The organism is Nonomuraea purpurea, from assembly GCF_042650645.1.
Taxonomy (GTDB): domain Bacteria; phylum Actinomycetota; class Actinomycetes; order Streptosporangiales; family Streptosporangiaceae; genus Nonomuraea; species Nonomuraea purpurea.
The window spans coordinates 52632-64155 of sequence record NZ_JBHSBI010000013.1; the positions used below are offsets into that span (position 1 = coordinate 52632).

Annotated in this window: 14 protein-coding genes; 5 read left to right on the forward strand and 9 right to left on the reverse strand. The window is 68.8% G+C overall.

The genetic code is table 11. The annotated features are described in order from the left end of the window. Nucleotides 1-29: 29 nt before the first annotated feature. A complete protein-coding gene (locus ACFOY2_RS25290) occupies nucleotides 30-224 on the reverse strand; it encodes a hypothetical protein (protein WP_379530571.1) in 195 nt (64 codons plus the stop codon). Nucleotides 225-988: 764 nt separating this feature from the next. Here ACFOY2_RS25290 and ACFOY2_RS25295 point away from each other — a divergent pair. Beyond that, on the forward strand, nucleotides 989-2392 hold the full coding sequence (locus ACFOY2_RS25295) for an ATP-binding protein (protein WP_379530572.1): 1404 nt from the start codon (nucleotides 989-991) through the stop codon (nucleotides 2390-2392). 114 nt (nucleotides 2393-2506) lie between these two features. Here ACFOY2_RS25295 and ACFOY2_RS25300 read toward each other — a convergent pair whose 3' ends face one another. The 3 genes from ACFOY2_RS25300 to ACFOY2_RS25310 are packed head-to-tail and all read right to left on the reverse strand — an operon-like array spanning nucleotide 2507 to nucleotide 4810. Beyond that, a complete protein-coding gene (locus ACFOY2_RS25300; RefSeq protein ID WP_379530573.1) occupies nucleotides 2507-2992 on the reverse strand; it encodes a GyrI-like domain-containing protein in 486 nt (161 codons plus the stop codon). A 17-nt stretch (nucleotides 2993-3009) separates the two neighbouring features. Continuing rightward, nucleotides 3010-3963, reverse strand: a complete 954-nt coding sequence (locus ACFOY2_RS25305; RefSeq protein WP_379530574.1) for an RNA polymerase subunit sigma-70 — start codon at nucleotides 3961-3963, stop codon at nucleotides 3010-3012. A 37-nt stretch (nucleotides 3964-4000) separates the two neighbouring features. Beyond that, nucleotides 4001-4810 carry a MerR family transcriptional regulator gene (locus ACFOY2_RS25310; protein WP_379530575.1) on the reverse strand — a complete coding sequence of 270 codons (810 nt, stop codon included), beginning with the start codon at nucleotides 4808-4810 and terminating at the stop codon, nucleotides 4001-4003. Between the two features lie 112 nt (nucleotides 4811-4922). On the opposite strand from ACFOY2_RS25310, the gene ACFOY2_RS25315 reads away from it, so the two are divergent. Genes ACFOY2_RS25315 through ACFOY2_RS25325 form a run of 3 tightly spaced genes read left to right on the forward strand, consistent with a single transcriptional unit; the run spans nucleotide 4923 to nucleotide 7775 of the window. Then, the gene (locus ACFOY2_RS25315; protein WP_379530576.1) at nucleotides 4923-5627 is read left to right on the forward strand and encodes a TetR/AcrR family transcriptional regulator; all 705 of its coding nucleotides are present in this window, start codon (nucleotides 4923-4925) and stop codon (nucleotides 5625-5627) included. Beyond that, the gene (locus ACFOY2_RS25320; RefSeq protein ID WP_379530577.1) at nucleotides 5587-7059 is read left to right on the forward strand and encodes an AMP-binding protein; all 1473 of its coding nucleotides are present in this window, start codon (nucleotides 5587-5589) and stop codon (nucleotides 7057-7059) included. The genes ACFOY2_RS25315 and ACFOY2_RS25320 overlap by 41 nt, the downstream gene beginning before the upstream one ends. Beyond that, a complete protein-coding gene (locus ACFOY2_RS25325; RefSeq protein ID WP_379530578.1) occupies nucleotides 7056-7775 on the forward strand; it encodes an enoyl-CoA hydratase/isomerase family protein in 720 nt (239 codons plus the stop codon). Before ACFOY2_RS25320 ends, ACFOY2_RS25325 begins: the two co-directional genes overlap by 4 nt. Before the next feature lie 3 nt (nucleotides 7776-7778). On the opposite strand, the gene ACFOY2_RS25330 is transcribed toward ACFOY2_RS25325, so the two are convergent. Next, nucleotides 7779-8216 (reverse strand): MerR family transcriptional regulator, encoded by a 438-nt coding sequence (locus ACFOY2_RS25330; protein ID WP_379530579.1) that lies wholly within the window; start codon nucleotides 8214-8216, stop codon nucleotides 7779-7781. Between the two features lie 38 nt (nucleotides 8217-8254). Here ACFOY2_RS25330 and ACFOY2_RS25335 point away from each other — a divergent pair, with 38 nt between their 5' ends. Further along, on the forward strand, nucleotides 8255-8884 hold the full coding sequence (locus ACFOY2_RS25335; RefSeq protein WP_379530580.1) for a class I SAM-dependent methyltransferase: 630 nt from the start codon (nucleotides 8255-8257) through the stop codon (nucleotides 8882-8884). On the opposite strand, the gene ACFOY2_RS25340 is transcribed toward ACFOY2_RS25335, so the two are convergent. Genes ACFOY2_RS25340 through ACFOY2_RS25355 form a run of 4 tightly spaced genes read right to left on the reverse strand, consistent with a single transcriptional unit; the run spans nucleotide 8877 to nucleotide 11520 of the window. Next, nucleotides 8877-9485 carry a PH domain-containing protein gene (locus tag ACFOY2_RS25340; protein ID WP_379530581.1) on the reverse strand — a complete coding sequence of 203 codons (609 nt, stop codon included), beginning with the start codon at nucleotides 9483-9485 and terminating at the stop codon, nucleotides 8877-8879. The genes ACFOY2_RS25335 and ACFOY2_RS25340 overlap by 8 nt on opposite strands. After that, nucleotides 9482-10555, reverse strand: a complete 1074-nt coding sequence (locus ACFOY2_RS25345; RefSeq protein ID WP_379530582.1) for an adenosine deaminase — start codon at nucleotides 10553-10555, stop codon at nucleotides 9482-9484. Before ACFOY2_RS25345 ends, ACFOY2_RS25340 begins: the two co-directional genes overlap by 4 nt. 18 nt (nucleotides 10556-10573) lie before the next feature. Next, the gene (locus tag ACFOY2_RS25350; RefSeq protein WP_379530583.1) at nucleotides 10574-10924 is read right to left on the reverse strand and encodes a cupin domain-containing protein; all 351 of its coding nucleotides are present in this window, start codon (nucleotides 10922-10924) and stop codon (nucleotides 10574-10576) included. 5 nt (nucleotides 10925-10929) lie between these two features. Continuing rightward, nucleotides 10930-11520 (reverse strand): AMIN-like domain-containing (lipo)protein, encoded by a 591-nt coding sequence (locus ACFOY2_RS25355; protein WP_379530584.1) that lies wholly within the window; start codon nucleotides 11518-11520, stop codon nucleotides 10930-10932. Nucleotides 11521-11524: the final 4 nt, after the last annotated feature.

Here is an 11524-nt window from a genome sequence, read left to right on the forward strand (position 1 = left end):
TGCCGCGCGGGCGGCGGGATCGGATCCTGTCAGTCACGGGACCGATAGACGACTTCCTTCTTGGACCGTCCGGGATAGACCACGATCAGATGCCACTCGGCGGGCAGTATGCCGACGGCGTCCTCGTCGGCCCGCGCGTAGGCCCGCACCCGGTAGTGCCCCGGCCCTTTGATCGCCAGGTTGGGCAGCGCCCGACCGGCTCCCTCCTCGCCACCCGGCTGCATGGTCGGCCGTCCTCTGCTTGCGGGCCCGTGCCTTGGGCCATGGGTCACGGCATGAGGCGTTGCTCGCGGCGATGTAGTCGGCCTCGTCCTCGACCATCTGCTCGTCCGAGGGCGCCAGGTCCGAGCCTCCGACGGCGTCGGGGCACAGGAACACCAGCGCGCTGTCCAGCCCGCGCAGGTTGATCGTCCAGTCCTCGCTGCGCAGCCATTGGTCGGTTCTCTGCCACGCCGGTATGGCGCACAATGCCTTGCCGGACGCCAGGAGGGCCTGGTCGGACTCGTTGTCAGGGAATATCGGCCCACCCGCGTCCCGTACCATGCACAGGAAAGCCCGCTCCCGATCCTCCATGCGTGTGTCGCCGTACCCACGGTTCCGCTCGGTCCACGCGGAGCAGTTGACGTCGTAAGGCGGCCGGTAAGGAAGGCGCGGCCCCTCCTCACCGCCGAGCAGCCCAACGAGGAGCAGGACGATCACGGCCGCCGCGGGCCGGAGCGGTATCGGCGGGCGGCTAACCAGGGTTCGGTAAGAATGCGATGATCTTACCGGCCGCCATCGCTTCGACAAGGGGTGCGACGAAGCGGTTGATCGGCGTCATCCTGGCGGCCGGGTGGGTGGCCGATGGCTGATGTTTCGCAGCCTTACCCAGCCGCTCCATCGGAGAGACCCCACAAAGGGAGGATGGTCTCACGGTTGAGGCATAAGACATCCAATTCTGGTTGTCCCACAAATGTTACAACCAAATTTGGACGTATTGGAGGTATGCATGGATGGGTTCATCGGACGCCAACGTGAACTGGCCGCACTCGGCCGCTACTTCGCCCGCGTGGGCACAGGTGATCGCCCGGGCCGTGCCATCCTCATGCGGGGCCGTCGCCGGGTAGGGAAGTCACGTCTGGCCGAAGAGTTCATTCACCGCAGCGGAGTGCCCAGCGTGTTCTTCACGGCTGCCCGCGAGTCGCGCGCCGACCAGATTGAGCGCTTCATCGCGGACGTCTCGGCCTCGAATCTGCCCGACGCGTCCCTTTTCGAGACCGAAACCCCAGGCTCCTGGGACAGCGCGCTCGGATTGCTGGCCCAGGCAGTTCCCCAAGACAAGCCCAGCATCGTGGTCCTGGATGAGCTACCCTTCATGATCGCCGAGGATCTGCATCTCGAAGGCAAGCTGCAGCGCCTGTTCGACCGCGAATTCTCCCGTCGGCCGATGCTGCTCATACTGATCGGTTCCGATCTGTCCGTCATGGAAGCGATCAACCAGTACGATCGCCCGTTCTACATGCGGGCCTCGGAGATGGTGATACATCCGCTCACCCCCGCCGACGTGGCCCAGAAACTCGGTCTGCCCGCAGCTGAAGCGATCGACGCTTACCTGATCACGGGCGGCTTTCCGATGATCTTGGACGAATGGCCGGATGGCGCCACCGCGTGGGACTTCCTCAGCGCCACCGTCCCCGACCCGACGTCAACGCTGGCGGTGAGCGGAGAACGTACCGTCGCGGCGGAGTTCCCACCCGAGGCACAGGCCAGAACCCTGCTGAAGACAATCGGTTCAGGGCAACGCACCTTCTCCTCCATCGCCAAGGCATCTGGGGGGATGCCCGGCACGTCAGTTCAGCGCGGCCTGCAGATTCTCACGGAAAAGCGCCTGGTCACGGCTGAGGTTCCGCTGTCCACCCGTCCGTCGAAGGACCGCCGTTATCACATCACGGACAGCCACTTGGGGTTCTGGCTCTCCTTCATCGAGCCGGGCATGCCGGAGATCGAACGCGGGCGCGGCGATCTCACGCTACGGCGTATCAAGCGTTCATGGACGGCATGGCGAGGCACCGCGGTGGAGCCCGTCATCCGCGAGTCCCTGCGTCGGATGGACGGGCTGCCCGAGGCTACCGGGGCGATCGGCGGATACTGGACACGAACCAACGATCCAGAGGTCGACCTCGTGGGCGCCGATCGGGAGCCGGTCGCGAAAGAGATCACGATGGTGGGCTCGGTGAAATGGCTCGAAAGCCGACCTTTCGATCAGCATGATCTGAGCGAACTCATCGTTCACCGCAGCAAGATTCCGGGCGCCGACGCCGCCACGCCGCTTTATGTGGTGTCACGGAGTGGCTGCGACGTTCATGGGGTCACCCACGTTACCCCTGAGGAGTTGCTCCACGCCTGGACGTAAGGGGGAGCGATGGTCTCACGGCTGAGACCATCGCTCATCCATGGCCCATTAACGCGCCGATTGAGACAACCAAGTTTGGTGGTATCAGCCGTGAGACGTCCAAGCGTGGGACGGTCAGGCCAGGCGGAACTGCAGGTCGGTGTCCCAGTTGTTCATGTCGGGCTCGACCTGCGGGTTGGTGTTGTAGAGCTCCAGACGGCAGCCCCAGTGCTCAACGCCGTCCTCGGACGTCATGTCCCACGTCAGGCCCTCCTTCTCGGCCCACTTCAGCATGGCGTCGATGACCTCGAACAGGCCGTCCGGGTGGCCGTGGTGGGAGACGGTGACGTAGCGGCCGGCGGGGAGGGTGGCGGCGAAGACGTCGTCCTCGCCCTCCATCGGCTCGGCCACCGGCACTCCCGCTTGGACCACCAGCCGGTCGCCCGGCATGTCGATCGATTCGTATCTGAAGAACGGCGCTCCGGCGGGGGCGACGCCGCGGGCGGCGAGCCGGCCGATCAGCTCGCCGATGCGGTCTCCGACGATGCCGAAGGTGGTCATGGTGATGGTGGCGCGCACTCCGATGTAGTGACGTTCCGGAAATTCCAGGATTTTGGGCATGTTGTTGTCCTCCTTCATCACTCAGTACGGAGTGCGGGGGCGAAACTCATCGGCAATCCGAAAAGCGGGAACAGGCCGGGGTCGAGGTAGGTCGTCTGGCCGGTGATGAGGTGGTCCTCGATCTCCATGACGACCAGGGCGAAAGCCTGCCCGTCCTGGTACTGGCCGAAGGCGGGGCAGCCGTTGGCGCGCGTCGGCACGAGCCGGGAGCCCTGGCATGGCCCGCCGGAGGCGAGTAGGACCGCGCGGATGTTCTCGCGGCCGCGCAGCCACCACGTGAACGGCGGCATCGACGATGTCGCGTCCTCGTGCAGCAGGGACACGAGCGTGTCCACGTCGTAGCGTTCGAAGGCGGTCACGTAGCGGGCGAGCAGAGTCTCGTCCACCTCGCCCGTCGAAGGCGGCGTGGCGGGGAGTTTAGCCCTGGCGCGTTGGAGGGTGCTGTTGACCGAGGTGGTCGTGGTGGACAGGAGGGTGGCCGTCTCGGCTGCGGTCCACTTGAGGACGTCGCGCAGGATGAGGACGGCCCGCTGGCGGGGCTGCAGGTGTTGCAGGGCCGCCACGAACGCCAGCCGGATCGTCTCCTTGGCGACCGACACGTCCGCGGGGTCGAGGGCGCGGGCGTCGGGGATGGGCTGGATCCAGCGCTCGGACGGGAGCGGGACGCCCAGGTCGGCGCCGGGGACGGCGGCCGGTCCGAGGTCCATGGCGCGGGCGCGGCGCTGCGGGGTTCTGAGCATGTCGAGGCAGATGTTGGTGGCCAGGTGGAACAGCCACGGGCGGAGCGGGCCGCGTTCGGCGTCGTACGTGCGCCACGCCCGGACGAACGTCTCCTGCACCGCGTCCTCGGCCTCGAACCCCGAGCCGAGCATGCGGTAGCAGTAGCCGGTCAGCGCTACGCGATGGCCTTCGAGCTCGTCCATCGCGCCGATGCCACCTCGATCCGGCGCGACGTGATGCCTTTCAGTCATGCCGGCGCCACCTCGATCCAGCGCGGCGCGATGCCCGTCATGCGGGCGTCACCGCGATCTGCAGCTCCGTCACCCATTCGTCGCGGTTGTCCGGGCAGTGCAGGGAAACTTCCCTGGCCAGGTCGAGCGCGCGGAAGCCGTTCTCCTCGATCCAGTGGGCCAGCGCCTGGAACGTCGGCCCCGCCGCCTCCATGGCACCCTGGTGGATGATCGTGGCCGCCGTGTCGATGCGCGGCAGGTCGACGATGGTGAAGTCGCCGGAGTCTGCGGCAGCGGGCAGGCAGGCGTGCACCATGACCGAGCCGTCGTCCTCCTCCTCGTAGTAGGCGACCCCTGGGCCCGTCACCCGTACGCCGGCCGCCTCCACTCTCCGGCAGAGCTCCCCGAACAGCGGGCCGATGACCGGACCGATGTCCTCGGCCTCGTAGCTGGCCGCCCGCGCGCTGAGCTCGGCGACCCTGACCGGGCTCACGCTCTTGAGGACGACCTCCGCCGCCCCCAGACGTCCCTCAGTTTCGATGGTGCGCAACCGCGTCTCGACGCCTCGCAGCCGCGCCAGGTCGGCGCTGATCTGGGCCTCCAGCTGGGCGCGGCGCAGGCGGACCATGCCGTGCAGTTCTTCGGCGCTCACCTTCTCGTCGAGGATCGTGCTGACCTGCTCCAGCGTGAAGCCCAGGTCCTTGATCGCGACGATGCGGTTGAGCCGGGAGAGCTGCGCGGCCTGATACGAGCGGTAGCCGGTGACCGGGTCCACCTGCGCGGGACGCAGCAGGCCGATGGCGTCGTAGTGACGGAGCATGCGTACCGACACCAGCCCCAGCCGGGCGAAGTCTCCGATGCTGAACATGACCTCTCCAGGTGTAGGGGCTGACACGGTGTCAGGGTCAACCTATGGCGGTTTCTGATGACCTGGGGTATTTTTCGGGACGTAGGGCGCGACCGAACGTTCGGTAGGGACAATGATCACAGACCTTGCGGACCGCGACGTGGACGCCGGCGAGCGCATCAGAACGGCGGCGGTGCTGCTGTTCGCCCGGCAGGGGTACGCCGCCACGAGCATCAGGGACCTCGGCAAAGCGGTCAACATGACCAATGCCGGGATTTATCACCATGTGTCGAGCAAAGAGGCCCTGCTCGCCGACCTCATGCGCGTCGCCCAGCGGAACCTGATCGACGCCGTCGAACGCATGCTCCACCCCCACCACCGCCCCCTCGACCGCCTGTCCCTGCTGATCAGCTCACTGACCGCCGTGCACGCCCTCAGCCCCATGACCACCCGCGTGATGGACGGCGAACTACGCTCCCTCACGCCCGGCTCCGCCGCCCACACCGAGATCATCGCCCTGCGCGACGCCTACGAGGAGCACTGGAAGCGGGCCATCGCCGACGGCGTCGCCGAGGGCACGTTCCGCGTCGCCGACCAGAAGCTGACCCGGCTCGCCCTGATGTCCATGTGCACCGGCACCAGCGAGTGGTATCGCCCCGACGGGGACTCCACGCTGGAGCAGGTGTGCGCCGAGTTCGTCACGATCGGCCTGGCCGCCGTCCGCGCCCCCGCCACCGCCGGGGCCGTGGCGAGGCATGATCCGTCCCTGCTGCCCGACTTCCCGTGGGAGCCGCCGGATGCACGCAACGATCCCCGACCTGCTGAGGCACGCCGCTAGCACCTACGGCCGGCGCGAGTTCCTCAGATTCCCCGACACCTCCATCACCTTCGGCGAAGCCGACGCCCGCTCCGACCGGCTGGCCGGCGCCCTGATCGACCGGGGCGTCCGGCCGGGCGACCGGGTCGCGGTCATGCTGGACAACGTGCCCGGATGGCCGCTGACCTGGCTCGGGATCCTCAAGGCCGGCGCGATCACCGTGCCGGTGAACATGCGCTACCGGGCCGCCGACCTGGAGCACGTCCTGCGGGACTCGGGCGCCGTCGCCACCGTGACCGCCACCGATCTGGAGCACGTCCCGGGGACGGTGTACGACGTCGACTCGTTGTCGTCGGACACAACCGTCCCGAACCGCACCCACGATGTCACGAACGACGTCGCGAATTTTCAGTACACGTCGGGGACGACCGGCTTCCCCAAAGCCTGCATGCTCACCCACGACTACTGGCTCACCACCGCCCGCCTCATCGCCGGCCAGGCCAGGCTCCGCGACGACGACGTCATGCTCATCGCCCAGGCCTACTCCTACATGGACCCGCAGTGGGCCACCCTCATGTGCCTCATGGGCGGCATCCCCCTGGTGGTCCTGCCCCGCTTCTCCGCCTCCGGCTTCTGGGCCTCGGCCAGGGAGCACGGCGCGACGCTCACGTACGTGCTCGGCACCATGCCCCTGCTGATGCACAAGCAGCCGCCCCACCCCCGGGACCGCGACAACCGGATGCGGCTCGTGCTCTGCTCGGGCATCCGGCCCGACCTGCACCGGACGTTCGAGGAACGCTGGGGCGCGCCCTGGCGCGAGCTCTACGGCTCCACCGAGACGGGCCCCGACCTCGGGGTCCCCATCGAGGCGGTGGAGACGGTCGGCACCGGCGCCATGGGCCCGGCGTATCCGGGCAAGGAGGTCACGCTGGACGAGGAGAGCGGCGAGATCCTGGTCAGGGGCGTCCCCATGATGAAGGGCTACTGGAACCACCCGGAGGCCACCGCCCACGCGTTCAGAGGCGGCTGGTACCACACCGGCGACCTGGGCGTCCGCGACGCCGCCGGATACATCCGCCACGCCGGGCGGTTGAAGGACATGGTGCGCAGGGGCGGCGAGAACATCTCGTGCGCCGAAGTGGAGAGCGTGCTCACCCAGCACCCGGCCGTCCTGCAGGCGGCCCTGGTGCCCATCCCCGACGAGTTGTTCGGCGAGTTGCCCAAGGCGTTCATCCAGCTCCGCCCCGGCCACGCCCCGGAGCCGAGCACGGCCATGAGCGTGATCGAGCACGCCAGGCGACGCCTGGCCCGTTTCAAGATCCCGGCGTATGTGGAGTTCGTCGAGGGTTTCTCGCTGACCCCGTCGGCCCGCATCGAAAAGCGTCATCTGCTGAACCAGGACCGCGACCAGCGGACCGCCCCCGCCATCCCCGTCGAAAGGGAACGCTCATGATCGAGGTGACGGAACGCGACGAGGTGGCCGTGGTCACGCTCACGCGTCCGGAGAAGCTGAACGCCCTGACCGCCGCCATGCGCAGGCGACTGGCGGCGGAGGTGCGCGCGCTCGGCCGCGACACCAGGGGCATCGTCGTCACCGGCACCGGCCGGGCGTTCTCGGCCGGTGAGGACCTCCACGAGGCCGTGGGACAGTCGCTGGTGGCGGAGGTGGAGTCGTTCCACGACATGACCAGGGCCGTGCTGGAGACGCGGGTCCCGGTCGTGGCCGCGATCAACGGCCTGGCCGTCGGCGGCGCCGCGGAATGGACGCTCTGCTTCGACGCTCGCATCGGCACCCCGGCGGCCGAGTACTTCTTCCCTGAGAACCACATTGGGCTGTCGATCTCGAACGCCTCCAGCTACCTGCTCCCCCGCCTGGTCGGCGCCAGGGCGCTGCGACTGGTGCTCGACTCGGCCCGCATGAGCGCCGAGGACGCCCTGGCCATGGGCCTGCTGGACGAGATCGTCGCCCAGGAGAGCCTGCTGGAGGCGGCCATCGCCCGCGTCCGCCACTGGAGCGCCCCGGGCACGGCGACGGCCGTCCACCTCGACCTTCTGCGCCCGTCCCGCGAGCAGGTCGAGCGCGCCTTCGCGGCCGAGACCGAGGCGGCCAAGCAGGTGGAGAAGTCGGGCACCGCCCAGGCCGGCATCGCCCGCTTCACCACCAGGTGAAGGTCAGCGCGAATGAACCTCTTCGTGAGCCTCTTCGAGAGAACGTCCCGCCAGGAGCGCCGCGACCCCGTCGGCGAAGTTGGAGCACTCGAAGAGGTCCTCGTGCGGGCAGGCCAAGCCATGGGCGATGGCGGTGCGTGCCACCTGAGCCTGGGCAATCCGTTGATCCAGCTCGGCGAGCTTGCGTTGGCACAGCTCCCGCCAGCCGTCGTCGGCCGGCGAACGAGACGCGATGAAGGTTTTGGCCTCCCGCAACGTGAAGCCGACGTCTCGCAGCAACAACACCACACCGACCTGCCCGACGGCCGATGGCGGATAACGCCGTTGGCCTGAGACCCGGGCCGGCGCCGGTAGCAGGCCGAGCTCCTCCCAGTAGCGCAGCGCGGAGGTGGCGACGCCCGTGCGGCTCGCCAGCTCACCGATCGTCAACTGCTCACTCATTTGACTTCAAGCATACTTGAAGTCGTTGACTGGCGATCATGAGCAAACAACGCGCGATCAGATACTTGGTGGGCCAGGCCCATCACCCCCGGGGCATCGTCGGGTGGGCCAACGGCTGGATGTTCGCTCATCGCCCCTCCAACAGGAAGCGCAACATCTGGGCGGTGTCGTTGCTGGACGTGCAGCCCACCGACCGGGTGCTCGAAATCGGCTTCGGCCCCGGCGTCGCCATCGCCGAGTTCGCCGCCCGCGCCACCCGGGGCCACGTCTTCGGCATCGACCACTCGCAGGCCATGGTCCGGCACGCCACCCGTCGCAACGCCGCCGCCGTCCGCGCCCGCCGCGTGCACCTCACGCGCGCCTCCGTGGAGCAGTTGCCGAGTTTCGGCGAGCCGCTCGATGCCGTCCTCGCCGTCAACTCCGTGGGGTTCTGGCCCGACCCGGTGGAGCGGCTTGGCGAGCTGCGCCGCCTGCTCCGCCCCGCGGGACGCATCGCGCTCGTCAGCCAGCCCCGCTGCCCCGGCGCCACCCGGGACACCACGGCCCAAGCCGCCCAAGAGCTTCAGGACATGCTCACCCAGGCCGGCTTCACCGATTTCCGGGTCGAGACCCTCGAACTCGACCCGCCCGTCGCCTGCGTGCTTGCCAACAATCCGGGCACTAAATGACCGCGGCGACCACCACGAGCACGAACGCCGCCGCCACGACCGCGATGGCGTCGTAGGACCAGGTGACCCGGGCCGGTTCGGCCGTCTCGTCGCGTCGCCTGGCCGACTCGGCGCGCTCGCGGATCTGGTCGCCCACCCAGTCGGCGTGCGTCTTGCCGGTGAACGCCTCCATCGCCGCCTGCTCCGGCTTCGACAGCCTGGGTTCGGTCCGCAGGCGCCCCCGCTCCTGCTTGGGGACCCCGCGCCGCTGCGCCCTGGCCCGCTCTCGCGCGCTGCTCATCGGCGTCCACAACCGCAGCGTGCGTTCCTCGCCGTACTGGACGTTGATGGAGTGGGACACGCTCACGTCGTCGATGGCCGTCCACGGCAGGAACGTCGTGCGGAACGGGTTGCGCCCCACCAGCCCCGCCTCGGTGAACACCGTGGCGGGGCGCAGCGCGACCACGTAGACCAGGGCCGTGAGGACGCCGAGCACGGCCAGCGCGATCAACGACGACTTGCCGGTGTAGCGGGCGATCAGGTCCCACACGTTGAGGGCGACGAAGGCCAGCCACACCCAGCCCAGCACGAAGGCGACCCTGGAACGGTAGGTCTGTTTCACGGCTGCCACTTGAGCTGCGCGAACCCCGGCTTGATCACGCCGTTGATCAGCGCCAGCCGCTCGTCGAACGGGATGAACGCCGACTTCATCGCGTTGACGGCGAACCACTGCAGGTCATCCCAGCCGTAGCCGAACGCCTCGACCAGCTTGGCGAACTCCAGCGACACGCTGGTCGAGCTCATCAGCCGGTTGTCGGTGTTGACGGTGACCCGGAAGTGCAGCCCCCGCAGCAGCCCGATGGGGTGGTCGGCGATGGAGTCGGCGGCCCCGGTCTGCAGGTTGGACGTCGGGCACATCTCCAGCGGGATGCGCTTGTCCCGGACGTAGGCGGCCAGCCGCCCCAGCTTGGCCGAGCCGTCCTGGGCCACGGAGATGTCGTCGATGATGCGCACCCCGTGGCCGAGCCGGTCGGCGCCGCACCACTGGATCGCCTGCCAGATCGACGGCAGGCCGAACCCCTCGCCCGCATGGATGGTGAAGTGGGCGTTCTCGCGCTGCAGGTACTCGAAGGCGTCGAGGTGGCGCGTGGGCGGGTAGCCGGCCTCGGCCCCCGCGATGTCGAACCCCACCACGCCCACGTCGCGGTAGCGCACCGACAGCTCGGCGATCTCCATGGACCGCGCCATGTGCCGCATGGCCGTCAGCAGGGTGCCGACCCGGATGCCGCGCCCTTCGGAGCCCTGCCTGAACCCCTCGAGCACCGCCTCGACCACCTCGTCGAGGCTCAGCCCCGTGGTGGTGTGCTGCTCGGGCGCGAAACGCACCTCGGCGTAGACCACGCCGTCGGCGGCCAGGTCCTGGGCGCACTCGGCGGCCACGCGGACGAGCGACTCGCGCGTCTGCATGACCCCGACCGTGTGCTCGAACGTCTCCAGATAGCGTTCGAGCGATCCCGAGTCGGACGCCTCCTCGAACCACTGGCGTAGATTGTCGGGATCTTGGGTGGGCAGCCGACTATAACCGGACTCCCGCGCGAGCTCGACGATCGTCTCGGCGCGGAGCCCGCCGTCGAGGTGATCGTGCAGCAACACCTTGGGAGCCCGCCGGATCTCATCAAGCGTGGGGCTCATCTGACCATGATATGAGGGTCAGTCGCGCCCGGCCGACTCAGGGGAGAAGGCGGGCAGGCAGACCGCGACGTATTCGGCCCCCTCGGGGCCCACCCGGTATCTGACCTTCTCCCCCGGTGAGGTCACCACCGACTGCCCGGCCGCGACCTCCGTCGTGCCCTCGGCGTGCTCCACGATCACCAGGCCGCGCAGGACCAGGGTGTACTCGGTGAAGGACGGCGTCTGGGCGGGCTCGTCCCAGCCGGGCGGGGCGGTCATGTGGGCGATGGAGATCGCCTCGTCGCCGCTGTTGACCCGGCCGATGTGCTCGTCGATGAGCTTGCCGCCCGGCACCGGGATGCGGGCAGGACCTTCGATCTTTCTCACCACGGACGTCAGTGTGCCACGTCCACTGTCAGCCGGTTCGGCGGGCCCTGCTCCTTGACCTGGAACGCGGCCCGCCTGTTCAGCACCAGCCCGATGCCGACGCGCCCCTCGAAGTCGCCGGTTCTGACGACGCCGGCCAGGTTGCGCAGGTTGGCCGGGTAGATGGGGCCGCCTTTCCAGGTGGGTTCGCCGCGCTCGTCGTGCGCGTCGGCGGGGAAGAGCGTGACCTGCAGGTACGCGCCGCCGTGGACGTCGATCGGCTCGCCGGAGCCGTCCTCGACGAGTTCGTCCACCCATTTCGCGTTGTATCCGGGGACGTCGCCGTCGAAGTCGACGACCACGCGGTCGTAGGTGTCGTGGGCGGTGAACCGCACGCCCTTGACCAGGACGGGCTCGCCGCCGCCCTTCTCGACGTCCACCTCGGAGGTGCTCGTCGGAGTGTCGCTGTCGGGGCGACCCGACTCCGTGGCGGCCGACTGGCCCTGCGGCAGAACGGTTTGCGTGGCGGTGCCGCAGGCGGTGAGCACGGCGAGGGCGGCGAGCACGGCGGCGGCGCGCGCACGCGACGACCGGCCGCCGTGCTGAGCAGACGAGCACATGATC